Annotated in this window: 16 protein-coding genes; 12 read left to right on the top strand and 4 right to left on the bottom strand. The window is 48.4% G+C overall.

From position 1 onward, the window contains the following. Nucleotides 1–14: 14 nt before the first annotated feature. Together FHW36_RS24225 and FHW36_RS24220 are read right to left on the bottom strand one after the other, a co-directional pair. The gene (locus tag FHW36_RS24225; RefSeq protein WP_145672999.1) at nucleotides 15–3,170 is read right to left on the bottom strand and encodes a SusC/RagA family TonB-linked outer membrane protein; all 3,156 of its coding nucleotides are present in this window, start codon (nucleotides 3,168–3,170) and stop codon (nucleotides 15–17) included. Between the two features lie 478 nt (nucleotides 3,171–3,648). Beyond that, nucleotides 3,649–4,035: a VOC family protein gene (locus FHW36_RS24220; RefSeq protein WP_145672998.1), complete on the bottom strand. Its 387-nt coding sequence runs from the start codon at nucleotides 4,033–4,035 to the stop codon at nucleotides 3,649–3,651. Nucleotides 4,036–4,198: 163 nt separating this feature from the next. Between FHW36_RS24220 and FHW36_RS24215 the strand changes: the two genes are divergently transcribed. Further along, the gene (locus FHW36_RS24215; RefSeq protein WP_145672997.1) at nucleotides 4,199–5,749 is read left to right on the top strand and encodes a sulfatase; all 1,551 of its coding nucleotides are present in this window, start codon (nucleotides 4,199–4,201) and stop codon (nucleotides 5,747–5,749) included. 88 nt (nucleotides 5,750–5,837) lie between these two features. Here FHW36_RS24215 and FHW36_RS24210 read toward each other — a convergent pair whose 3' ends face one another. Continuing rightward, the gene (locus FHW36_RS24210) at nucleotides 5,838–7,040 is read right to left on the bottom strand and encodes a copper amine oxidase (RefSeq protein ID WP_145672996.1); all 1,203 of its coding nucleotides are present in this window, start codon (nucleotides 7,038–7,040) and stop codon (nucleotides 5,838–5,840) included. A gap of 90 nt (nucleotides 7,041–7,130) precedes the next feature. Beyond that, nucleotides 7,131–8,366, bottom strand: coding sequence for an ROK family transcriptional regulator (locus FHW36_RS24205; RefSeq protein ID WP_145672994.1), 1,236 nt, complete (start codon nucleotides 8,364–8,366; stop codon nucleotides 7,131–7,133). Between the two features lie 159 nt (nucleotides 8,367–8,525). On the opposite strand from FHW36_RS24205, the gene FHW36_RS24200 reads away from it, so the two are divergent. The 11 genes from FHW36_RS24200 (at nucleotide 8,526) to FHW36_RS24150 (ending at nucleotide 24,846) form a co-directional block, all read left to right on the top strand. Next, nucleotides 8,526–9,740: an AGE family epimerase/isomerase gene (locus FHW36_RS24200; protein ID WP_145672993.1), complete on the top strand. Its 1,215-nt coding sequence runs from the start codon at nucleotides 8,526–8,528 to the stop codon at nucleotides 9,738–9,740. A 40-nt stretch (nucleotides 9,741–9,780) separates the two neighbouring features. Further along, the gene (locus tag FHW36_RS24195; protein ID WP_145672992.1) at nucleotides 9,781–12,966 is read left to right on the top strand and encodes a SusC/RagA family TonB-linked outer membrane protein; all 3,186 of its coding nucleotides are present in this window, start codon (nucleotides 9,781–9,783) and stop codon (nucleotides 12,964–12,966) included. Between the two features lie 18 nt (nucleotides 12,967–12,984). After that, the gene (locus FHW36_RS24190; RefSeq protein WP_145672991.1) at nucleotides 12,985–14,673 is read left to right on the top strand and encodes a RagB/SusD family nutrient uptake outer membrane protein; all 1,689 of its coding nucleotides are present in this window, start codon (nucleotides 12,985–12,987) and stop codon (nucleotides 14,671–14,673) included. A gap of 30 nt (nucleotides 14,674–14,703) precedes the next feature. Next, nucleotides 14,704–16,380 carry a DUF5018 domain-containing protein gene (locus FHW36_RS24185; protein WP_145672990.1) on the top strand — a complete coding sequence of 559 codons (1,677 nt, stop codon included), beginning with the start codon at nucleotides 14,704–14,706 and terminating at the stop codon, nucleotides 16,378–16,380. 57 nt (nucleotides 16,381–16,437) lie between these two features. Continuing rightward, nucleotides 16,438–17,841, top strand: a complete 1,404-nt coding sequence (locus FHW36_RS24180; RefSeq protein ID WP_145672989.1) for a family 10 glycosylhydrolase — start codon at nucleotides 16,438–16,440, stop codon at nucleotides 17,839–17,841. A gap of 4 nt (nucleotides 17,842–17,845) precedes the next feature. Then, on the top strand, nucleotides 17,846–19,225 hold the full coding sequence (locus FHW36_RS24175; RefSeq protein ID WP_145672988.1) for a DUF5009 domain-containing protein: 1,380 nt from the start codon (nucleotides 17,846–17,848) through the stop codon (nucleotides 19,223–19,225). 6 nt (nucleotides 19,226–19,231) lie between these two features. After that, nucleotides 19,232–19,903 carry a GDSL-type esterase/lipase family protein gene (locus tag FHW36_RS24170; protein WP_145672987.1) on the top strand — a complete coding sequence of 224 codons (672 nt, stop codon included), beginning with the start codon at nucleotides 19,232–19,234 and terminating at the stop codon, nucleotides 19,901–19,903. Between the two features lie 21 nt (nucleotides 19,904–19,924). Next, nucleotides 19,925–21,841: a sodium:solute symporter family protein gene (locus FHW36_RS24165; protein ID WP_145672986.1), complete on the top strand. Its 1,917-nt coding sequence runs from the start codon at nucleotides 19,925–19,927 to the stop codon at nucleotides 21,839–21,841. Between the two features lies 1 nt (nucleotide 21,842). Next, complete coding sequence (locus FHW36_RS24160; protein WP_145672985.1) at nucleotides 21,843–22,511, top strand: GDSL-type esterase/lipase family protein; 669 nt, start codon at nucleotides 21,843–21,845, stop codon at nucleotides 22,509–22,511. Then, nucleotides 22,512–23,444 carry a DUF4434 domain-containing protein gene (locus FHW36_RS24155; RefSeq protein ID WP_145672984.1) on the top strand — a complete coding sequence of 311 codons (933 nt, stop codon included), beginning with the start codon at nucleotides 22,512–22,514 and terminating at the stop codon, nucleotides 23,442–23,444. 100 nt (nucleotides 23,445–23,544) lie between these two features. Further along, a complete protein-coding gene (locus FHW36_RS24150) occupies nucleotides 23,545–24,846 on the top strand; it encodes an NRAMP family divalent metal transporter (RefSeq protein WP_246121221.1) in 1,302 nt (433 codons plus the stop codon). Nucleotides 24,847–24,959 lie beyond the last annotated feature (113 nt).

Below are 24,959 nucleotides of genomic sequence, written 5' to 3'. Positions count from 1 at the left end.
TTAATCACTAACAATTAGAAGCCAACATTTAAACCAAGGGTAAATATCCTGGGCAATGGTACCGCTCTTGCATCCACGCCATAGTTGATATTGCTGTCGCGGTTGGTATTTACTTCCGGATCGGTTCCTTTATATTTTGTGATCACGAACGCATTCTGTACCAGTCCATATACACGGAGACTGTTGACGCCCAGTTTTTGCTTGATACCAGGGAAAGTATATCCCAGGCTGATTTCGCGGGCTCTCAGGAAGTCGCCTTTTTCCAGCCACCGGGTAGATGCCTGTGTGATAACGGTGTTGCCCAGGAACAGTTTAGGTACATCTGTGTTTTTGTTGTCGGGCGTCCACCTGTTTTTGATCTCTTCCATGTTGTTGGTAAAGAGGTTGCTCATACCACTCGCTCTGGCAGCGTTGTACAGGTAGTTGCCACCGCTGTATTGCAGGAAGATGCTCAGGTCTATACCTTTATAGGTAAAGGTATTGTTCAAACCTCCGTAGAAAGTAGGATAACCGGATTTGTCCATGTACTGGGCATCATTGGACGTGATGGGGTTCATTGGTTTGCTGCCATCAGGGGTAGTCCACCTGTTAGCTACGCCAGGACCAGGATTGTACATCACCAGTTCGTTGTTGGCATTGTAGTACATCGGGAATCCGTTTTCAGGATTTACACCACCCCATTTAATCAGGCGGAATACGCCTAATGGTTTGCCCACGCTGGCCCTGTTATTACCCCGGGTAATGTCAGTTCCATCTGCGGTGTGCGTAACAACGTTCTTGATAAACGTAATGTTGAAGCTGCTATTCCAGCTGAAATCTTTGGTGTGGATGTTACTGGTGTTGATAGTTAACTCCTGACCTGTGTTCCGCATCGAACCAATGTTGGTGGTCAGGATAGATCCTGGTGTATTGTTAATGTGATCCCATGGTGTACCAACGGTAGCCAGGATAGGCGCATCCAGGATCAGGTTATCAATATTATTCCGGAAGTAATCAAAAGTAACGGTGATCCTGTTTTTCAGGAAGCTGGCATCCAATCCCAAGTCCAGGTTTTTAGAAGTTTCCCATTTCAGGTTGGGGTCGCCTACCTGGTACAGGGAGAAACCGTTGGCATCGGCGTAGTTACCGCCGCCATACAGGGTTCTGTAAGCATAAGCCTTGATGTTGGAGTTACCTACCATGCCATAGCTGGCGCGGATCTTCAGGTCGTTTATAAAGCTGATATTGCCCTTGAAGAAGTTTTCTTCAGATATTCTCCATCCGGCCGATACGCCCGGGAAATAACCCCGGCGGTTGTTGATACCGAAATCTGAATAAGCATCTGCTCTCAGGGTTGCATCAACGTAGTATTTGGAACCGTAGTTGTAGCCGATTTTACCGAAGTAAGAATCGAATGCATTTGATTTATTGTCACCACCGGTGTAGCTGTTATCTGTACCGGCATACAAGCCATCATATATTTCTTTGAAGTAAGAATCTGCCAGGTTAGCCTGCCCCGTATATAATTGCCGGGTTTGTGCATATTGTGATTCTATACCTACGGTAGCATTGATGAAGTGCACGTTATTAAAGCTCTTCGTGTAGGTGGCGTAGTTAGTCCAGCTCCACTGGTTTTGCCGGAGCAGGTTTTCCTGTACCAGTCCATTCAGGTTAAAACCGTTGCCGGAAAGCAATGGGCCGCTGTATTGATCTTCAAAGTTCTGGATGAAGTCAACACCAAAGCGGGAAGTTATTTTTAAGCCGGCAATGGGTTCAACTTCTACATACGCGGAAGATAAAACACGGGTAGAAGTATTGTCATTTCTACCCATCGTTAATCCGGCGAGTGGGTGGAAGAAGCGGCTGGCGCGGGTAGCGGCGCTGATCACGTTATTACCATCGCCAAGGTCGCCGTTAACAGCCGTTTTGATATACAGGTCACCGTTTTTATCATACACCGGTACGTTAGGCATAGCGCCATAAGCAGAAACCGTAGCTCCTGCCAGGTAAGTATCGGACAGCACCCCGTTATTCAGTGCTTTGGAAGCATAGAGGGATACGCCTGATTTCAGCCATGTTTTAGGTGTAACGTCGAGGTTTACACGCATACCACCCCTGCGGAGGCGGTTGCTAACGATGATACCCTGCTGATCAGCATATTCACCGGAGGCGTAAAATTTCGCTTTCTCTGTACCACCGCTCAGGGATAACTGGTGGCTGTGTATAATACCAGTGCGAAATACTTCTTTCAACCAGTCAGTGCGATCTGGCTTACCATCGCCATTTACATCAATATCTTTGGCAATGATAGGGGCGGTTTGTCCGGCAGGTGTGGCGTTGGCCGCTTTCTCATTTTGTATTATGTTGAAGTCGTCGCCATTCAGCAATTTAGGTAGCTTACCTGCTTTGCTCCAGCCTACATAACCGTTGTAGTTCACAGAAACAACGCCTGCTTTTCCTCTTTTGGTGGTGATGATGATCACACCGGCAGCTGCCCTGGAACCATATAAAGCGGTAGCGGCGGCGTCTTTCAGTACATCTACCGATGCAATGTCGTTCGGGTTGATGTCGGCCAGCGGGTTGTAACGGGTACCATTACCACTGTTGAAGGTGTTTAAGTTAGTATTGATGTTCATGGGGATACCATCCACTACGATCAATGGCTGGCTGCTGTTGCTGATGGAACTCACGCCGCGGATGCGGATGTTAACTACATCGCCCAGTACGCCGGAACCGGTGCTGATGCTAACTCCCGCAGCACGGCCGGTTAAAGCCTGGTCGAAGCTGGTGGCAGGACGTTCGTTAATGAGCGCGCCCGATACGGCAGTTACAGAAGAAGTAACATCTTTTCTTTTTTGTTCACCGTAACCGGTTACCAGTACTTCATTCAATATTTTGTTGCTGCCGGCCAACGTTACATTCACCGTGGAGCGGCTGCCAATTTTTTCCTCCTTTGTTTCATAGCCTACAAAGGAGAATACCAGGCTGCCGGCGCCATCTGCCTGGATAGAAAACTTGCCATCAGAGCCAGATACTACACCCGTTTTAGATCCTTTGATTAATACAGATACGCCGGGAAGCACCTGTCCATCTGCGGCATCGGTTATCCTGCCTGTAATCGTTCGGGTCTGGGCAAAAGCATGCACCATACCAATGGCCAGTAAGAGCCATAGTAGTAAACCTTTTTTCATACGGTTTAGATTGGGTTTATATGATTGAGTAAAAATATTTCCAGATTATCAATTGTAAGAATAGGAATCCTTACAATATGATAAAGTCATAATTATAAAGCAAATATTTAATGTGAATGCCGGCGCGAAAACGTAGGAGAAAGACGCAGTCACCAGGGTGACAAATATGAATAATAATGCTGCTACATTACATTATATGCATAGGCTTTCCTGTTGCGGGCTGGGCCGGTTGTAAACAATAGTAAAAACACACTACAGCTGGTAGTAATAGATGTTGTTATGCCATTTCCTTTTTTAAGATTTCAGAATTCAGATTTCGGATATTTATTCTCTAAGCAAAAACTAATTAACAGTACATTATAGGTTCTCCCAACTTTGTTAAAGGTTTCCATTCAATAACAATGCAAGGATTGATCTCATTAGCGCGTTAAAAATATGTTGTTTTTTTAATAAAAAAAATTTTCTGACGTTTGTTTTATTACAGTATATAATTACTCACTTCCAACAGGTTTCCATCTGGATCGCGGAAATAAACAGAACGGATTTTTCCGGTAGCGCCCGTACGTTCTACAATTCCTCCTTCGAGCACCGGTATATTATTATCTTGTAGCTCCTGTAATACATTTTCCACTGGTGTAGCCGAGATGAAACAAAGGTCGGCGGAGCCCATAGTAGGGAAGTTGGCCATGGGCGCAATCTCCCGGCCCTTCTCATGAAGATTTATTTTTTGCTGTCCAAAGCGTAACGCTTTACGGTCGTTGCCAAAAGTGATTATTTCCATGCCTAGTATTTTTGCATAGAAATCACAGGTAACCGATAAATTCTTTACCGTGATGACCAGGTGATCCAGGTGCGTAATTATCATGTGCGTAAATTTGAAAAGTGGATATTATCTTTGGAGTAGTCTCTTCATGCAAATATAAATTGCTTTTCGGGTACACCACCCATATTCAATAACAAGAGGAGGAGGCCGATCAAGAAAATCAGCGTTTATCACGCCAACAGTGAACTAATTCAAAAAAGACGTTATGAAGAAAGTTTATCTACTAACAGCATGGCTATTGGGCGGCTATTTCCTTAAAGCCCGGGCCCAGCTGAAAAAAACACCTAACATCATCTTTTTCCTCGTAGATGATATGGGGTGGCAAGACACTTCCGTCCCTTTCTGGGACAGTATTACCCCCGCCAATCGTAAATTTCATACGCCTAATATGGAACGGCTGTGCCGGGAGGGCACTAAGTTTACCAATGCCTACGCGCACTCGGTTTGCACGCCTTCCCGGGTAAGCCTGATGACCGGCATGAATGTGGCGCGGCATAAGGTCAGTAACTGGACCTCCTTAAAAAATAAAGCAGTAGATGGGGCCGATAGCCTGCTCACTATTCCCAATTGGAATGTAAATGGTATATCACCCATACCGGGGCAGGAAAGAAGCGTATATGCCACCCCGTTACCCGAGCTGCTGAAGCAACACGGATACTATACCATTCAATGCGGCAAAGCGCACTTTGGCGCATACCAGACGGTGGGTGCCGATCCGCTCAATCTGGGATTTGTGAAAAACGTAGGCGGCAGCGCCGCCGGGCATCCTGCTTCTTATCTGGCAGAAGATGACTTTGGCCGGGTGCCGGGTAAATTCATTCTCCAGGCCGAGATGCCGGGGCTCGACAAATACCGTAAGCATCATTCCTTCCTCACGGAAGACCTGACCCAGGAAGCCATGCTGGCCATGGATACGGCGCAGATGAAGCAGCAACCTTTCTTCCTGTATATGGCGCATTACGCCGTACACCTACCCTACAACGTGGATGATCGCTTTATCCAACGCTACCTCGACATGGGATTGCCCAAACCAGAAGCCGCCTATGCAGCCCTGGTAGAGGGCATGGACCAGAGTTTGGGAGAGCTGATGGATTACCTGGAACAACATCATCTTACCAATAATACCATTATCGTATTCATGTCAGACAACGGGGGCTTTTCCCATCCACCCCGCCAGGGCGCTCCTAATACGCAGAACTACCCGCTGCGGGGCGGTAAAGGCTCCCTGTACGAAGGCGGTGTAAGGGAACCGATGATCGTGCGCTGGAATGGCGTTACTGTACCCGGTTCTGTAAATAGCCAGTACATGATCATGGAAGATTTCTATCCCACTATCCTGGAATGGGCCGGCATTAAATCGTACAAAACGGTGCAAACTGTCGATGGGCGCAGTATGGTGCCATTCCTCAAAAATCCTGCGCTGCGTGATACCACCCGTGCAATGGTATGGAACTTCCCCAACGACTGGACAGGCGGTTCGCTGGGCGATGATAATGCCTGGTTAACTGCCATCCGGCAGGGTAAATGGAAACTGGTGTATTGTGAAAAACAACAGCGTTTGGAGTTATATAACCTGGAAGAAGATATCCGTGAAGCGCATAATGTAGCTGCAGCATATCCTCAGAAAACCCGGGAACTGGCTGTGCTGCTAACCCAACAGCTGAAACAGCGCCAGGCGCAAATGCCACTGTATAAGGCTACCGGCAAGCCGGTGCCTTACCCGGATGTATTGTTGAGCGGAAAACAGAAATTGTAAAGCAAAAAGCTATTATGGAGGATGACCAATGCAGTTTTTAAATATTCGCTAAGATCATTCTCCATAATAGCTTTTTGCTTTCCACTCTTTACCGTAGATCTACCGGCACCAATACCAGCGGTGTCGGTAAACAGGAAGCTCCCGGAGGAGAGTAGGTGAAATGTACTTTCTGAACGCCGCCGCCGGCAGGAGGCGTAAATACCTGGATGAGGATAGCTTCCGGGGCTTTGGTGGTTACCAGCTGGTTGCTGGGTAGTTGTATCACGCCTTCTCTGAATTTGCCGCCACTTACCACCATGGTGTTGGCCATACCGCCGCACCATTGGCCGTTGTCGCCCCGCGGGTTCCAGGTCATGAGCGCCAGTGCTTTACCGTCGGTGCTTTTCCACGACAGCTCTATATTATATAAGATCCCATAGTTACCGTCCAGGCTTTTCAGTTCGCCGGTAGTCGCCTCTTTTCCGATTACCCAGGGATCTTTTTCGCCATCGGCTACCAGTACCTGTGTCAAACCATTTTGGGTATCGAGCGTATCTTTTACGATGATGCGGTAGTTGCTGATGCCATAGGTACCGCGGCCGGCGCCTGCATATTGTTTGGTGGCCAGGGCGTTTTTTACACGTGCAGCAGCTACGGTAGCCGGGGTTTTCAGGTCGGTTTGTACGATGCTGATTTCGCCGGGTTGGTCAATCACAAATTCATAGAAGCCGTGCACCAGTTCATCATACTTTACCACTGCCTTATCCTGTTTAGGGTCCAGGCAGATGGAGGCGCCGGGCTTTACTTCACGGGCTGTGGTTTCCGGCTGCGATTGAAAGAAGTCGGCCAGTCCCTGTTTGCCTGCAAAGAAGTAATTCGTGGTAGGTTGCTGGGAAGAGTATTTCAGCATGCGGATATGCATAGGCTGGCTGCCGGTATTCTTAATCACGGCAGCTATTTTACGGTCCATTTTTTCCGGTTCCTGCACGCCATTTACGTTGTACAGGTATAGTCTTACCGATCCGGGTTGCACGGGCTCTCTCAGGGCCACGCCTTCGGGTACACGGATATATTCCGGGTCATCTGAAATGAGGAACTGGGGACCAGGTAATACAATTTTTTGGTAGGGGAGCGCCGGTATCTGTTCACTGAGTAAGCCGGGTACCTGCATGGTATGCCCCTGCGGCGTATTTTTAATCACATTGTTCAATGCGGCAGTCATCTGCTGTGCGTGTGCCAGGTAGCTGGTTGCCAGGGCACAACTAAATAATAAAGCTTTTTTTCCGGTGGTTGATATACTCGTCTTTAACATGCGGGAATTTGTTGCGATGAATAGTTAATATTATTATTAATCGAAACAAACTTAATAAAATAATTTAAAAAATAACGACCGTTGATGTAATTATTTATTAAAAGACAGGAGATTGTGTCGTGCAATCAGGCAACCACCAATAATACCGGCTTTTTCGTGCAGTTTAGACATACGCAGTTGGGTATCGTTATTCACCAGGCTAAGCGAATATTTATTGAGGGCGCTGCGGATGGGCAGGCGGATATAGTCGCCCGTTTCGGCCAGGGTACCCCCAATGATCACCAGTTCCGGGTTAAAGAGATTGATCAGCACGGAAATACCGCGACCTATTTTTTCTCCCAGTTCGGCAATCAGCTCTATACAGAGTACATCTTCGCTCATGGTAGCCTGTATGATGTCGGATACGCGCAGGTTTTCCGGCATTTTCTTTTGCTGCAACAAGCTGGAGGTATGACCTTGTTCTATCCTTTCCTTGAACATCCGGATCAGCGCCTGCCCGGAGGCTTCCGTTTCCAGGCAACCCTTTTTACCACAATGGCAAATCAGTTCGTTGGAGAAAATGGGGATATGGCCAAACTCGCCGCTGAAGCCGGATTTACCCCGGTATATCTTCCCGTCTATCATAATACCCAGCCCGATGCCATAGTCCAGGTTGAGAAACAATACATTCTTTTCGTCGTGTACGGTACCATTGTAAAACTCTCCATAGGCCATGGCCCTGGAATCGTTTTCCACAAAGGTTTTGATGCCGATGGCGTTTTCTACGATCTGGCTCAGGGGCTCTTCATTGAAGTGGAAATAGCTGTAGCTATAACCTTTTTCACTGTTGATACGCCCGGAAAGATTGAGGCAGGCCGCAAAGATCTTCTTCTTATCTACGGTTACATTATTAATGAACTGCAGGATAATCTGGATCAGGTCATGAAACGATTCGGGGGTATTGGCCAGGGTAAATGGTACCCGCATTTCCGACGTTATCAGCTCCTTTTTAAAGTCGAGCAACCCGATGTTTACGTAGAAGTTCTTAATATCTACGCCGATAAAAAAACCGGATTCCGCTACCAGGCCATACATGCTGGCCCTGCGCCCACCTTTGGAATCGTCTTTCCCGTAATCTTTTACAATGCCATCGCTGATCAGTTCATTAATGAGACTGGTGGTTTTGGGTACACTGATGTTTAAGGCAAGGGTTAAGTCAGTAATGGTGCTGTTGCCTGCCTGGTCCAGATGGTCGATGATGGCTCTCTTAAGGGATTTGTTCTTGTAGGCCACTCCGGCCAGGGTTTCTTCTGAAAAAATTTCAAATATGCTTTCCTGGGTTGTCATGCAATAAGTGTGATATTTTTCTTTAAAAGTACTATTTAATTAATAAAGTTAACAAAGTTGTCTTGAAACGTCATTAATTAATAAAAATATTTAGTATTGATTGTTTGGTAATTAAATTAATTATAAATTGTCCTCTGTAAATAAAATAATTTAAAAAGAATGCAACCAAAAGTAGCCGATCAGCCACAACCAGGAGAACAAACACCAGCCGCGTTAGATAAAGCCTATTATGCCGCACTGTATAAAGATGAATTACTCGACAATATTTTACCGTTTTGGGTGCAGCATAGCAAAGATGAAAAATATGGCGGCTACTTCACCTGTCTGAATCGCGATGGCAGCGTATTCGACACCGATAAATTTATGTGGCTGCAGGGCCGCGAAGTATGGTGCTTCAGCCATATGTTCAATAAAATAGCACCCCGCCAGGAATGGCTCGACATGGCCCTCCACGGCGCCACGTTTATGGAAAAATATGGCCGCGATGAAAATGGCAACTGGTACTTCTCCCTCAACCAACAAGGCAAACCCCTGGTACAGGCTTATAATATCTTCAGCGACTGCTTCGCTGCCATGGGATTTGCCTCGCTCGACAAAGCTGCGCCCAGCGACCGCTTCAAGGAAATAGCCCTCACTACTTTTAACAACATCCTCCTCCGCCAGGAAAATTCCAAAGGCAGCTATAATAAGGCCTACCCCGGAACCAGGCCCCTCAAGAGCTTCAGCTTACCCATGATCCTGTGTAACCTGTCGCTCGAAATGGAGCACCTCCTCGGCGCCGACAAAGTATCCGCTTTTATCCCTACCGTACTCCACGAAGTAATGGACGTATTTTATCAACCGGATAAAAAACTCATCGTAGAAAATGTATTCGCCAACGGCCACTTCTCCGATAGCTTCGATGGCCGCCTCGTCAATCCCGGTCACGGTATTGAAGCCATGTGGTTTATCATGGACCTGGCCCGCCGCCTGCAGGACCCTACACTCCTGCGCAAAGCATGTGATATCATGCTCGATACCCTGGAATATGGATGGGATCAGCAATATGGTGGCATCCTCTATTTTAAGGACATCCTCGGCCACCCGCCCCAGCAACTGGAATGGGACCAGAAACTGTGGTGGGTACATGTAGAAGCACTCATCGCGCTGGCCAAAGGATATGTATTTACCGGCGACAAACGCTGCGCCGAATGGTTCCTTAAAGTACACGATTATACCTGGCAACATTTCCGCGACGCGGCATATGGTGAATGGTTCGGTTACCTGGATCGCCAGGGACAAGTATTACTTCCGCTGAAAGGCGGCAAATGGAAAGGCGCTTTCCACGTTCCACGCGCCCTCTACCAGGTGTATTCCACCTTCGAAAAACAATAACAGACAATAATGCTTTTATCCTTCCTGTAAATTAAAAGTTATGAGTAAACCAAATCTAAATGTGCTTATGTGGCGCACATTAATGCTGATGATAGCCTTTATCATGCAGCATACACTGGCGATAGCACAAAACAAAAATGTAACAGGCACCGTCAGAGACGAAAAAGGCAACGCCCTCCCGGGCGCTACCATCCTGGTAAAAGGCACCAAGAAAGGGATCGTGTCCGGCATCGATGGTACTTTTAGTCTCAACGCCGGCGATACCCCGGTGGCGGTAGTAATTTCAATGACCGGCTTTTCCCCGCTCACGGTAACGGCTACACCAGGAATTGCCTTTAATGCGGTGTTGAAAGAGAACGCAAAAGAACTGAATGAAGTAATGGTGGTAGGTTACGGCACTCAGAAGAAATCATCCCTCACCGGTAGTGTGGCGCAGATTTCTTCTGCCGAGCTGAAAAAAACACCCGCCATGAACCTCACCAACATGCTGGCAGGCCGCCTGCCCGGATTGGTAGCTACCCAAACTTCCGGCCGCCCGGGATTTGATGATGCTTCCCTCCTTATCCGCGGACAAGGTACCTACAACAACAACAGCCCGGTAGTAATTGTAGATGGGGTACAGCGCTCTTTCGCCAACCTGGACCCGTCTGAGGTGGAAAGTATTTCCATCCTTAAAGATGCAGCGGCAGCAGCTACCTACGGGGTACAAGGCGCCAACGGCGTAATACTGGTCACCACCAAAAGAGGTAACTCCGGCAAGCCCATTGTATCTTACGATGGAGAAGTGACCCGCACTGCCTTCACCCGCTTCCCCAAATTCCTCGACGGACCAGATTATATGTACTGGTTCAAAAAAGGAGAGCAAATGGATAACGATTACCTCACCGCTACCGGCGGCGATCCTATTCCCTATACTTATTCCGATGCACAGATAGCCGCGCTGCGCAATGGTACCAATAAAGATCCTTTCCTCGGCAACACCGACTGGACCGGCATGCTCACCGGACGTAAAACAATGGCACAACACCATAGCGTTAGCGTGAGAGGCGGTACCGATAAGGTGAGATATTTTTCCAACGCCAGTTACCTGAACCAGGAAGGGGTGGTAAAAGGATCTGACTACAAACGATACAACGTACGCACCAACCTCGATGCAAATATCAGCAAGGTGTTTTCCATAGCGCTGGATCTGGGCGCCCGCCAGGAAACCCGCAACAGCACCGGTATCCCAGCCGATGATGGCGAATACATGAACCCCTTTTACCAGGCGGTAAGAACGCTGCCCAACATACCAGCTACGTACAACGGTGTGCCCACCGCCACCCGCTCCAACTCCGGTATTGTGAATCCCATCGCCGCCATCGACAACTCCGGCTGGCAACGGTATATCACCAGCACCTTCCAGGGCGCTATGACCTTTACTGCGCACATACCTTATGTAAAAGGACTGGACCTGAAGCTGATGACCGCCTACGATAAATCCTTCCAGGAATTCCGGGGGTGGACAGAACCCTATAACCTCATGGTAAGGGAACAAGGCAGCTCCGGCTGGTACTGGAATCCATCTACGCCTCCGGGTATCAATATCAACACCATTCGTCAATCGCAGGCCAACAACTCCCGGCAAACTTTCCAGCCAAGTATTAACTACAGCACAGAAATAGGCAGCCATAGCATCAAAGCGCTGGCGCTATACGAATATTCGCAGACAGATAGAAATGGCTTCTCCGCCGGTGGCGCCAACCTGCCACTCACGGAGCTGAAAGAAATTGATTTCCGCGACAAGGATAATAAATACATTGTACAACCTACGGGCAACAGCGGCACCAATGCCCGCGCCGGCCTGGTAACAAGAATCAACTACGCCTATAAAAATAAATACCTGCTGGAACTGGTGTCCCGCTACGACGGATCACTTTATTTCCCCACGTATAACCGTTGGGGTTTCTTCCCCGCTGCGTCTGCCGCCTGGGTACTCAGTGAAGAAAATTTCTTCAGCCAGCTGAAAGATAAAGTAGACTTCCTGAAACTGAGAGCCTCTTATGGTAAACTGGGAAATGACCAGGGATACAGCGATTATCAATATCTCCAGACATTTTCCTTGTCTGCCAACCCGGTATCCGTTATAGGTGATAAATCTGTTTCCGCTATCTACTCCGGCGCTATCCCCAGCACCAGCCTTACCTGGGAAAAAGCCTACAACACCAACGTAGGTGTAGATGCTACGCTCTTCCACGGCGGATTGAGCGTGTCGGCCGATTATTTTTACAAACTCACCAAAGACATTCTCGATTTACAAGGCAACTTATTCCCGCCGTCCATGGGAGGTTATTATCCGACCGTGGTAAACCGCGGTATGGCCGATGTAAGAGGATTCGACCTGCAATTGACGCATCGTCATAAAGTAAATAACAAGTTTGATTACGCCATTACCGGTAGCCTCAACTGGTCGCGCAATAAAATACTGGTGAAGAACGACCCCGATGGATTGCCCGCCTGGCAGAGAAGTCCGGGCAGAAGCATCGGTGAAAAGAAAGGCTTTATTTCCGAAGGGCTGTTCCAGAGCTGGGATGAAGTAAACAACTGGGCCTCTTCTCCCAGTGGTGGCGCTGCGCCGGGATTCATCAAATACCGCGATATCAATGGCGATGGTAAAATTACCACCGATGATATTACGTATATGGGCCGCAGTAATATACCGCAACTCATGTATGGTTTAAACCTGGAACTGCGTTATGGCATCTTTGATTTCTCTGCCCTCATCCAGGGTGCTGGTTTGAGAGATGTATCACTGGGTGGTGAATATGAAGGTTCATCCGGCACCTGGGGCGTGAATGATAACACACCATTTACCCGTCCGTTTTATGGCGGAGGCAACAGTCCTTACTACCTGGTAGAACAGGCATGGACCCCCGATAATCCGAATGCCCGTTATCCCCGCTTAACGGCCGATAGGGCAGGTTTCCCGAACCACAACGGCTGGGCTAACTCACAGTGGGTAAGAAATGGCGCTTATGTGCGGCTCAAATCAGCCCAGTTGGGTGTAACCTTACCCGCTGCTGTGTTGAGGGCCCTGAACGTGGAAAAATGCCGCTTTTACCTGGCAGGCTTCAACCTCCTCACCTTCGATCACCTGAAGTACATGGATCCTGAAATGCCTAATGCCAACAACGGCTTCTATCCTCAGCAACAGATGATGTCTTTCGGTGCTAACCTTACTTTATAAACGGAAAAGCTATTACTTATGACTACACTACGCACTCATATAAAAACGGCCTTACTGCTGCTGGCGCTGGCAGGCAGTGTACAGTCCTGCAAGCTGGATGGTATGCCCGGCGACCGTTACTCCGACGCGGCTATCTGGAAAGATGCCGCCAACGTAGACCTGTACATGTACGGTTTGTACGATCAGTTTAAAACTTATGCTTTCGGTCAGTTTCCCATTGGCTACAGCAACGCTACCGATGCATTTACTGATATCGAAAAATATACATCCAATTCCATGGGAAATGGAACAGTGAACAGGCTGGCTTATAATCCCGGACAGGTGAATGCGGCTTCCCCCAGCATCTCTGTCTGGGACGACGCCTACGGCAATATTCGTCGTATCAACGAGTTTCTGAATGGTATGCAGCTGTATAGCAAACTCACCGATCAGCAAAAAGTACAGTTCGAAGCAGAAGCCCGCTACCTGCGTGCCTACAACTACTTCTGGCTGGCGCGTATCAACGGAAGCGTGATCATCATGGATAAACTCCCTGCCGATAAAAATCGCGCCCGCTCCAGCGAAGAGGAGGTATGGAACTTCATCGCCGCAGACCTCAGTTTCGCTGCCCAGCATTTACCGAAAGAATGGCCTGCGGCACAGAAGGGAAGAGTTACCCAGGGCGCTGCCTATGGACTGCTCTCACGGGCATGGTTATACGCTGCGTCGGTAGCGGAGTACGACAACAAACAATTTAATAAAGATCCGCTCACCGGTGTTCCTTCTTCTAAGAAAACGGAGTACTATCAACACGCGGCAGATGCTGCTGCAGCGGTAATCGGACTGGGTATCTACGACCTGGAAACAGATTATGCCAAAGCATTTCTGAACAACAACAGTAAAGAATCCATCTTTGCCGTGTATTATCAACGCCCGGGCGTTACGCATCAGCTGGACTTCTTCTTCTCACCCCCGGCAGATGTAGCTGGTGGCGGCGCTACCGGCGTACCAACTGCCGAGCTGGTGAATGAATATGAAATGGCCGATGGCCGCAGGTTTTCCTGGTCAGAAGCCGATATGAAAGCAGATCCATATGCCGGCAGAGAGCCGCGGTTCTATGCCTCCGTTATTTATAACGGCGCTTCCTGGAAAGGCAGACATGTTAACACTACGCCCGATGATGATAAGGAAGGCTACATCGATTTTAAAGTAAACAGCGATCCACGTAAAACGGTGACCGGCTATTACCAGCGTAAAATGCTGGACGAAACCAACACCGATATCCTGGTGCTCAACAGCAACCAGCCCTGGGTAGAAATGCGCTATGCAGAAATACTACTGATACATGCAGAGGCACTGACCAAACTGGGCAAAATAACAGAAGCCAAAACCTCCCTGAATAAGGTAAGATCCAGGGTAGGCCTGCCCGGTACGCCTGCCGCTACGCCGGAAGCCATGATGGCTGCCATTGAGCATGAACGTAAAGTGGAACTGGCCTTTGAAGGCCACCGTTACTGGGACCTGCGCCGCTGGCGTAAAGCGCATATCGTATTAAACAATGTGCGTTTCCACGGGCATAAAGTAACAGCCAATGGTAGCGGTTTCGATTATACGGAAGTAGACTGCGACAAGGAAAACCGTTATTTCCCAACCTCTTTCTACTACATGCCGATCACACAAACCGAAATTGTGAACAACCCGGCAATGAAACAAATTCAGGGCTGGTAACAGCTATGTGTAACAATAAATGATTTGTACATGCGAAATATATATCAAGTACCTGCAATCATCATGGGGTTAGGCATGGCGCTCGCCGCCTGCCACAAGCCGGAACCCATCTTTCCGAAAGAAGACAGCAAGCCGCAGTCGATCTGGCTGGAATTGCCCGGTGTAAAAGACGCTACCTTTGAACCGGTATACAATACAGCCAAAGACAGCGCATTTATTGAAGTGCCTTATTTCTACCCGGTAGAATCAGATAACGAAACGGATATCCACAAATTGATATTACGTGCCAACCTGCCGCTTGACGCCGTAATGCGCCCTGCGATCGGTACACTGATGGATATGTCTAAACCCATTAACCTGGAAATTACCGGTGGCACCGGCCAGAAAAGCAAGCTGGTGGTAGTAGCGAAAAAAGTAGGGGATGTGAGTGTGAAAAAAGCTACCATGCACTACCTGCTCGATGGCGCCGACACAGAAGTGGAAGCCGTGATAAAAGATAATGACGTGATCTTTTACGTGCTGCCTGGTGTAGATGTATCGAAGGCACAGGTGAGCGTAACGGTCAACAGTCACTCTACCGCCTCTATTGCCGATGGCGCTACGGTGAATCTTTCCAACCCCGTACCCTTTACGGTAAAAAGTATAGATGGCATCGTAAAACAATACACGCTGAAAGTAATGCCGCCGGTGAAGAAACCTTATGGTATTGGTATTACCCGCAAGCTGTTTGTGAAGCTGGGGGCTGCCTCCGGTGGTGGCGGTATCAGCACCAACTACACCGAAACCAGTATGGCGGTGAGCGGCGACTACCTGGTGGTGGTGAGCAATACCAACCCGTCGAAATTGCGCCTGTTTAACCGCACTACCGGTAACTACGTACAGGATATGCCGTTGCCGGTCAGCAATTTCTATTCCTTCCAGATGCAGAACGATTCCATGGGAGCATTGGTAGGCGCCAGCTTTGCAGCACTGAATGATAAATTTACGCTGTACCGCTGGAAAAGCGCTACTGACCCGGCGCCGGAAAAAATCCTGGAGTGGAGCAATAACACCGCCTGGGCAGGTGTAGGCCGACGGGTACGTATCTACGGAGATCTGTATAAAGATGCGGTCATCTATGCTACCGCCTCTCAAACCGCCGACATCTACAAATGGCGTATCCACAATGGTAAAATTGTGAATGCCGCTAACACGCCGGATGTAAATGCAGCGCCGGTGGTGGCTACCTACAAAGGCACCGATAATGTGGGTTACCTGGCCGATGCGTTACCTACAGCGGCTTCTTTCTCCAGTACTTATTTCATGAACTACGGCAGTGAAATAGCGATGGTAAATGGAGGCAGCAACGCCCGTATCGCCGCTTTCAATACCGACGCTGCCGGCTATATTTTCCATGCGCCATCTGTATATTTCAACTTCAACGGCGCCAACTACCTGGCCTTTTTGAAGTACAACTCCTGGAGTCTCAACAATGGCAATATCGCCCTGTTTGATGTCACCGATCCGGCGGCGGTGAGCATGTCGCCCGCCAACCCGGCCTATGGTGCATTCAACGTATTCAACTCCGAGTCTATTGGCGGCGCGGCCGACAATGGCAACGGTACCGGTGATGTGTGCGTGTCTTTTGCGCCCGACAGGTCCAGCGCCTACATTTATATGTTGCTGACCAACGTGGGAATCATCGGATATGAACTGACCACCTATTAATCACCCTTTCCGGAGCATAGCGCATCCTATGCCCCGGTTTTTAAAAAGCACTGCCTCATGAAAAAAATACATATCATTCCTGCGCTGTTGCTGCTGTTGCTGGCCATAGCCGGATGTAAGAAAAATAATAACACCACGCCAGTCGTAGAGCCCGATGAGGGCACCGATACCCTGGTAACGCCCGGGGGTAAAAAGGAAGCGATTGTGTGGATAGATTTAAACGCCAACGTATTTGGCACCTATGGCCGGTTTAATGATACGCCGGCTATCCGTAAAACACTGGATACATTACAACAAATTGGTATCACCGCATTGGTGGTAGATGTAAAAGAATCATCCGGGCATACCGTTTTCCCCAGCGCCTATACCAGCAAAGTGGCCAGTCACAACGGAAAATCGCTACCCGCTGGTGTAGATTACCTCGACTTTATGGTGAAAACTGCCAAAGAAAGGAAGATGAAAGTATATGCCTCCGTGATGACTTTCGTAGAAGGAGATAACGATACCAAAACCGGCGCCGTTTTCGAAGATGATGTGTTCAAAAATAAATACCAGGCCATCGTATGCGACGCCAGTGGTAAACGGGTACCCATCACGGAAACGGGCCGCCCAGGCTTTGTGAACCCTGCCTATCCGGAAGTGCAGGACCGCATTATCAATATCCTGAAAGAGATAGTGACTAAATACCCGGTAGATGGGGTTATCCTCGACTATGCCCGTTACGCCAATATCGATGCAGATTTTTCTGACTATAGCAAAACACAGTTTGTGCAATACCTGAAAGACGTGTTCAACGACCAGAACGCCAATTTCATGAGCTTTCCAACCGACATCGTTTCTTCCTGGAAGCAGGAAAACGGGCAAACCATACCCGCTGCTACCGGCAAATATTACAAACGCTGGCTGGCCTATCGTATGAGCGTGATCTACAACTTTGTGAAGAAAGCACATGCCGCTATCAAGGCTACCCGTGCAGATGCCCTGTTTGGCGCCTATGTGGGCGGCTGGTACGGCGATTATTACCCGGTAGGTGTTAACTGGGCCAGTCAGAAATATGATCCGTTTAACGACCCCGTACTTCGTATGGACTGGGCCTATCCGCAAACCAAAGATTACGGTTATGCCGATGAGCTGGGGCTGCTGATGACAGGTAACTATTATGCACAGATCATGCTGGCAGACAACCCTGCTACAGCGGGGTTGACCTACAACTGGTGGAGCCTGGAAGGTTCCCTGAATGGGGGCCGTTATGTGACCAAGAACAAAGTGCCGCTGGTAGGTAGTATCGACGCCGGTAATACCGTGTGGAACAATAAATCTGATATCCGTAAAGCAATTAAACTGATCCTGTCTAAAACTTCCGGTGTCATGATCTTTGACCTGGTACACTTATATGCGCCGCAGTACAATCATATGGGCGTGCCATTGTGGGATGAAGTAAAGGCCGGATTACAGCCATAGATCTATGAAGCAACGTAATCAGAGCCTGGACGCTTTAAGAGGGTTGGCCATTTTCGGAATGGTACTGGCAGGTAGTATTGCCTTCGGGATACTGCCTGCCTGGATGTATCATGCGCAGGAGCCACCTCCTGCACATCAGTTCAATCCGCAGTTGCCCGGTATCAGTTGGGTAGACCTCGTATTTCCATTCTTCCTGTTCAGCATGGGTGCTGCCATTCCCTTATCTCTCAAAAAAAGAATACAGGAAAAAGCAGGCTTTCCGGCTATAGTGGGGCTTGCAGTAAAACGTTACCTGCTGTTGGTATTCTTTGCCCTCTTTTCCCGGCAAATGGCCCATGCAGCGCCGGGTACCACGGGGTATGCGGTTGCCATCCTGGCTTTCGGGCTGCTGTTTGTTTTATTTTTTCAGCCGCCGGCTGGCAGCCGTTTATGGCGTATCCTCAAGGGGACAGCCATCGTGGTAACAGCGGTGTTGTTATATGTGTTGCCTTTTGAAGACAACAAGGGATTTTCCCTATACAACAGTGATATCATTATCCTGATACTGGCCAATGTATCTTTTGCGGGTATTTGCTGGTGGTATATTACGAGGAATCATCCGCTGTGGCGACTGGCATTATTGCCTTTGCTGGCGGGTATTTACCTGGGTGGAGCGCAACCGGGCAACTGGTGTTATACCTGGCTGCACTCGTCGCCGCTGCCCTGGATGTACCAGGCAGGCTTTCTGAAATACCTGTTTATCCTATTGCCCGGCACACTGGCTGGTGACTGGATGCTGCAATACGGTGCAGCCACCAAAGTGCCTGATGCTGGCGAGATAGTCCGGATACGGCTGGCAGGTAATTTTGCAGCGGCAGTACTGCTATGTAATGTATGCCTGTTGTTTGGCCGGTATACTACCACTAACATGGTGGCTACACTGGGAGGATTGCTGCTCTGCTATCTGGCGGTAGCAAGTCTCCGCCGGGAACATTTTCAGTTATTATATCTTTTTTTGCAAACGGGTGCTTATCTTGTTGTACTGGGACTGTGCTTTGAATCATTTGAGGGCGGCATAAAGAAAGATCCCGCCACGTTTAGCTATTACTTTGTTACTACCGGCCTTGCCTTCCTGGTATTAATTATCCTGTACGCCTTGCAATACAGTAAGGTAGGGCAAATCATCATCCATTACCTGTCTGTTACCGGTCGTAATCCAATGGTGGCCTATGTTGCGGGCAACCTGTTGCTATTACCGCTGTTGCAGCTCACCGGTGTTATCCGTTTTTTTGACGCCATGGGGCAGCAGGCAGCTACCGGTGTGTTAAGGGGATTTTTGTTTACTGGTTTGGTTACCGCCCTTGCCGCCTGGTTTACCCGCCGGCAATGGTATTGGAAAACATAAAACGATATGACATTAAAAAGTATTCCTTTGTTGCTACTGGCATGTATAGGTGGTTCAATGCCACTGCTGGCGCAGGATTCCAGCTATCATAATTATTTGTACGACAGCCGTACGGCTTACTTCCGGCAATTGCCGGTAGCTAAAAAACCGGTAATATTTTTTGGAGATAGTATTACGCAGTGGGGCGACTGGTGCGAGTTTCTGGGAAAGGCCAACATCCTGAACAGGGGGATTGCCGGCGATAATACCAATGGCTTGCTGGCCCGGGTAGATGAAGTGACCCGGCATTGTCCAGCGAAGTTGTTTATTCTCGTGGGTACCAACGATCTCAACAAGCATATGCCGGCAGCAGCCATCGTGGCTACTTATCGCCGCATTGTCAGCGCCGTGCAGACGGCTTCTCCCGGTACCCGCATTTTTGTACAGAGTGTATTACCTATCAATAATCAGCTGATAGGACGCCAGTACTATACCGGCACCAACGAACAGATTATTGCGCTCAATGCCGGGCTCAAAGAGATGGCGGCTGGTTTACAGGTAGCCTTTGTAAATGTGTATGATGCACTGCTCGATAATACCGGGCAAATGGATGCCCGCTATACGTACGATGGGCTGCACCTTTCCGGGGAAGGCTACCTGAAATGGGTACAGGTGCTGAAACAACAACGATTAATTTAATTCATTTATCAATAGCAGAACATGAATCTCTCGTCAATAGACATTGTGATCATCTTTCTTTATCTGGCCGTCATTGTGGGGCTTGGATTCTGGATATCAAAGAAAGCTTCCAAAAATATTCAATCTTATTTTTTGGGAGATAATAATATCAAATGGTACTGGCTGGGATTCAGCAATAGCAGCGGGATGTTTGATGTAAGCGGCACCGCCTTTTATGTGGCGCTGCTCTTTGTGTATGGTTTCAAAGCGGCGTGGCTGCCATGGCTATGGCCTATCTGGAACCAGATTTTTGTAATGGTGTTTTTGGCCATCTGGATCAGGCGAAGTAATGCCATGACTGGCGCCGATTGGATCATCAAACGATTTGGCGATGACCGGGGAGGCCGGCTGGCACATATTATCGTGGTGCTTTTCGCTATCGTAAGTGTCATCGGTTTTATAGGATATGTATTTGTGGGCATCGGTAAATTCAGTGCTACCATTTTACCCTGGGACCTGTCGAATCCTTTGCTGAGCAGTCAGCAAACCTATGCCGTGATCATTGTGGCGCTGACCACTTTGTACACTGTAAAAGGAGGGATGTACAGCGTAGTGGCCACTGAAGTGCTGCAATATGGCATTTTGTTGGTGAGCTGCGTGCTGGTAGTGACTTACGCCGTACATGATGTGAACTACACCGAGTTGCATCATCGCTTGCCGGAAGGGTGGAGTAATTTCTGGCCATCCTGGAAGCTGGATGTTAACTGGAGTAATTCTTTTCCACAGGCCAACCAAAAAGTGGCGGAAGATGGATTTACCTGGTTTGGTGCATTGGTAATGATGATGATTGCCAAAGGCGTATTTTCGAGTCTCGCCGGCCCCGTGCCCGGCTTTGATATGCAGCGTATTCTCAGTGCCAAGAAACCCAAAGAAGCAGCTATGCTCACCGGTTTTACCAACCTGGTATTGTATATCCCCTTGTTTATGATGGTGAGCGCATTAACGCTGATTGGTATTAACTATTTCATGCCCGTATTGCAGGCGCAGCAAAAGCCCGACTTTGAAGTGATACTGAGTAAAGTGGTGGGCGGTTACCTGCCCGCCGGTGTAAGAGGCGTTGTGCTGGCTGGCTTGCTGGCTTCTTTTATGAGTACATTTTCCGCTTTCGTGAATGCGGCCCCTGCTTATTTAGTCAATGATTTCTATAAAAAATACTTTAAACCCAACGAGGCGCCTTCCCATTACGTGAAGTGGAGCTATGTTACTTCTATCGCGGTAATCCTTACGGGCTGCATTTTTGGCCTGTTTGCCGATTCCCTCAGCTCTCTCACCTTGTGGATTTCTTCGGCTCTTTATGGCGGCTATGCCGCAGCCAATGTGCTGAAATGGATATGGTGGCGATTCAATGGCTATGGCTATTTTTCGGGCATGCTCACCGGACTTATCTCCGCCACGTTCGTGCCTAAGCTCATGGGATTATTGGCCACGGCCTATTTCCCGCAGTACGCCGATTTATTTGGCAGCGGTATCGGCACCTTGATTTCCTTCTTCATTATCCTGGCATTTTCTATGACGGGTAGTGTGCTGGGTTGTTTACTCACACCTGCCCCCAGTCAACAGGTGCTCACCAGTTTTTACGCCAACACCCGTCCCTGGGGCTGGTGGACGCCGGTAGCCCGCTGGGCCAGGGCCGCAGATCCCAGCTTTGTACCTAACCGGCAATTCAAATGGGATCTTCTCAATATACTGGTAGGTATTTGCTGGCAAATGAGTATGGTGATTATGCCGATCTGTTTTGTTTTTGGTTATTTTGAGAAAGGCTTCCTGGCCATGGGTGTATGGTTGGTTTGTATGGTGGTACTTAAGTTTACCTGGTACGACCGCCTGCATATCACCGCCGCAGAAAATACGAATATGGAACATCGGGTAGCCGCCACCATAGCTATTGAAACGGAATAATATGATGAAACGCATGATATTGGCAGCAGTGCTGCTGGCGCCGCTGAGCGCTGCCGCCCAGTACGATAGTACCTATGGCAGCACCTATTACCGGCAAAAGGTAACGCAGTTTAACGGGATCCCTGATACGGAGTCTGGCGAAATTATTTTCCTGGGAGATAGTATTACAGATATCGCAGAATGGGCAGATCTGTTTAAAAACTGTAAGATCAAAAACCGGGGTATCAGTGGCGACATGACCGCAGGTATTTTAAACCGGCTGTCGGAAGTCACCCGCCGTAAGCCTTCCCGGATCTTCCTCATGATCGGTATCAACGACCTGGCTAATGGCGTGCCGGACAGTGTGATTATCAGCAATTATGCGAAGATCGTAGATCGTATCCGCCGGGAGTCGCCTGCAACCAAACTATATGTGCAAAGCATCCTGCCTACCAATGATCAGTTTACGGAATTTGCCCGGCACCAGCACAAGGAGGCGCGAATTGCCGCTATTAACCAGCAGCTGGAGCGCATGGCGGTACAACGGGGATACACCTACGTAAATTTGCACGATGCCCTATGCGATAGTGAAGGAAAGCTGAGTACCGATTATACCAACGATGGACTGCATTTAAAAGGCGCCGGATACCTTGTCTGGAAAAGTATACTGCAACAAAAAAAATATTTATAGATGAAAATTACCGGCACTTTCTTAGATGAGATCAGCCACGATATCCCGCATCAGAACTGGGGCAGGGCAGAATGGCGAAAAGATTTTGAGCACATGAAAGCCATCGGAATCGACACTGTTATCCTGATTCGTAGCGGTTATCGTAAATTTCTGACCTATCCCTCCCGCTACCTGGTAAAGGAATTCGGCGCCTATGAGCCACCGGTCGACCTGGTAAAGATGTACCTGGAACTGGCTGATGAAATGGAAATGCAGTTTTATTTCGGGCTGTACGATAGTGGTAAATATTGGGACACCGGCGACATGTATCATGAAATAGACAGCAACCGCTTTGTGATAGATGAGGTGTGGAAAACGTATGGGCATCATAAAAGTTTTAAAGGCTGGTATCTCAGTATGGAGATCAGCCGAAAGACCAAAGGCGCGGCTACCGCCTTCCGCACGCTGGGTCTGCAATGTAAGGAAGTGAGCAACGGGCTGCCTACACTGATATCACCCTGGATAGATGGGAAAAAAGCGGTAATGGCGGCGTCTGCCGGTCTCACCAAAGCAGATGCGGTATCGTTGCAGGAACACGAAAAAGAATGGAGCGAAATCTTCGATGGTATCCGTGGTGCGGTTGATGCAGTTGCTTTCCAGGACGGGCATATCGATTACCATGAACTGGAAGACTTTTTCCGGGTGAATAAAATGATGGCCGATCGTTATGGGTTGCAATGCTGGACCAATGCTGAAAGTTTTGACCGGGATATGCCTATCAAATTTTTTCCCATCAAATTTGAAAAACTGCGGCTTAAGCTGGAAGCTGCCAGGAAAGCCGGTTATGATAAAGCGATCACTTTTGAATTCTCACACTTTATGAGTCCCCAGTCGGCTTACCTGCAGGCGGGACACTTGTACAACCGGTACAAGGAATATATGCACACGTTCTGAGGGGAACGGTTGTTAAAACGGGGCTGATCCACATGGATCGGCCTTTGTTTTTTTATACGCTGCGTGAATGCGCTGTTTTATGTTTAAATTTGGGCAACTTTTGAAATCCTTATTTGACTGGTACATGCGCAAAAAATTTGCTGACACAGGCATAGGCAGATTCCTTAAAAAACTAGGTCCCGGAGTGATTACCGGGGCCAGTGATGACGACCCTTCCGGCATAGCCACTTATTCGCAGGCAGGTGCGCAATTTGGATTGGCTACCCTGTGGACGGCGCTGCTTAGCTTTCCACTCATGGCCGCGATACAGGGCATGTGCGCCCGTATTGGCTTGGTTACTTCTCAGGGACTGACGGTCACCTTAAAACAATATTATCCCCGCCCGGTATTATACCTGATGCTCTTAGTGAGCTTTCCCGCTATTACGCTCAATGTAGGCGCTGATATACAGGGTATGGGCGCTGTATGCCATATGATGGTGCCTGCGGTGCCGGTATGGATGTTTTGCGTGGCTATTACCGCCTTGATGATGTTTACAATCATCCGGTATTCTTATCAGAAGATTGCCATGATCCTGAAATGGCTGTGCGTGTCGCTGTTCCTGTACCTGATAGTGCCTTTTCTCCTGCACCTCAACTGGATGGACATTTTAAAACATACCTTTATCCCCGATATACATTGGAATAATGATTATCTCTCCATTATTGTGGCCATTTTAGGCACCACCATTTCCCCTTACCTGTTTTTCTGGCAAACTACCATGGAAGCCGAAGAGCAGGAACATAGCGGCAATGGGAAGAAAAGAGCACAGGGTATCTGGGTCGATAAACGGATGCTGAAGGATATGAGAACAGATGTAAATGCGGGTATGTTGTTTTCCAACATCGTGATGTTCTTCATTATCCTTACTACGGGCAGTGTATTATTTTCAGCAGGAATCAACCAGGTGGAAACGGTAGACCAGGCGGCCAAAGCGTTGGAACCGCTGGTTGGCAAACTGGCTTCCCTGATGTTTACCCTGGGGGTACTGGGTACCGGGTTATTGGCGATACCCGTACTTACCGGTTCGCAATCTTATATGCTGGCCGAAACCCTGGGTTGGGAAGAAGGCCTGGATAAAACATTCGCCGAGGCCAAATCATTTTATATCTCTATCATTATCTCCCTGCTGGTGGGATTATCGCTCGATTTCCTGGGCGTTAATCCTATAAAAGCTTTGCTCTATACAGCCATTGTATATGGCCTAACGGCGCCTGTGATGATTGCGATGATTATGCATATTGGCAACAATAAAAAGATCATGAAGGAATATACCAACTCCTGGTTTTCCAACCTGCTGGGGGCGCTCACACTCATCCTGATGACGGCTGCCGCCGCGGCTTTGATTTATTCTCTCTTTTAGGAGGATGACTGGCCTGCATGGTTGAAAATAGTATTTGTATTGGGGAGAAAAGGATTAGGAGTGATTCACTTTATGCTGTTTATTGTATCTCCATATAGTAAAGTATTGCAGAA

It is taken from the genome of Chitinophaga polysaccharea (assembly GCF_007829335.1).
GTDB classification, from domain to species: Bacteria; Bacteroidota; Bacteroidia; order Chitinophagales; family Chitinophagaceae; genus Chitinophaga; species Chitinophaga polysaccharea_B.
This window is presented reverse-complemented; position numbering and strand designations above follow the sequence as displayed.

Bases quoted from the DNA above. Each gene is read 5' to 3' on its own strand.
- FHW36_RS24215 (WP_145672997.1), top strand. From the start codon at position 4,199: ATGAAGAAAGTTTATCTACTAACAGCATGGCTATTGGGCGGCTATTTC.
- FHW36_RS24195 (WP_145672992.1), top strand. From the start codon at position 9,781: ATGAGTAAACCAAATCTAAATGTGCTTATGTGGCGCACATTAATGCTG.
- FHW36_RS24220 (WP_145672998.1), bottom strand. From the start codon at position 4,035: ATGATAATTACGCACCTGGATCACCTGGTCATCACGGTAAAGAATTTA.
- FHW36_RS24185 (WP_145672990.1), top strand. From the start codon at position 14,704: ATGCGAAATATATATCAAGTACCTGCAATCATCATGGGGTTAGGCATG.
- FHW36_RS24175 (WP_145672988.1), top strand. From the start codon at position 17,846: ATGAAGCAACGTAATCAGAGCCTGGACGCTTTAAGAGGGTTGGCCATT.
- FHW36_RS24225 (WP_145672999.1), bottom strand. From the start codon at position 3,170: ATGAAAAAAGGTTTACTACTATGGCTCTTACTGGCCATTGGTATGGTG.
- FHW36_RS24200 (WP_145672993.1), top strand. From the start codon at position 8,526: ATGCAACCAAAAGTAGCCGATCAGCCACAACCAGGAGAACAAACACCA.
- FHW36_RS24210 (WP_145672996.1), bottom strand. From the start codon at position 7,040: ATGTTAAAGACGAGTATATCAACCACCGGAAAAAAAGCTTTATTATTT.
- FHW36_RS24155 (WP_145672984.1), top strand. From the start codon at position 22,512: ATGAAAATTACCGGCACTTTCTTAGATGAGATCAGCCACGATATCCCG.
- FHW36_RS24170 (WP_145672987.1), top strand. From the start codon at position 19,232: ATGACATTAAAAAGTATTCCTTTGTTGCTACTGGCATGTATAGGTGGT.
- FHW36_RS24160 (WP_145672985.1), top strand. From the start codon at position 21,843: ATGATGAAACGCATGATATTGGCAGCAGTGCTGCTGGCGCCGCTGAGC.
- FHW36_RS24165 (WP_145672986.1), top strand. From the start codon at position 19,925: ATGAATCTCTCGTCAATAGACATTGTGATCATCTTTCTTTATCTGGCC.
- FHW36_RS24190 (WP_145672991.1), top strand. From the start codon at position 12,985: ATGACTACACTACGCACTCATATAAAAACGGCCTTACTGCTGCTGGCG.
- FHW36_RS24180 (WP_145672989.1), top strand. From the start codon at position 16,438: ATGAAAAAAATACATATCATTCCTGCGCTGTTGCTGCTGTTGCTGGCC.
- FHW36_RS24205 (WP_145672994.1), bottom strand. From the start codon at position 8,366: ATGACAACCCAGGAAAGCATATTTGAAATTTTTTCAGAAGAAACCCTG.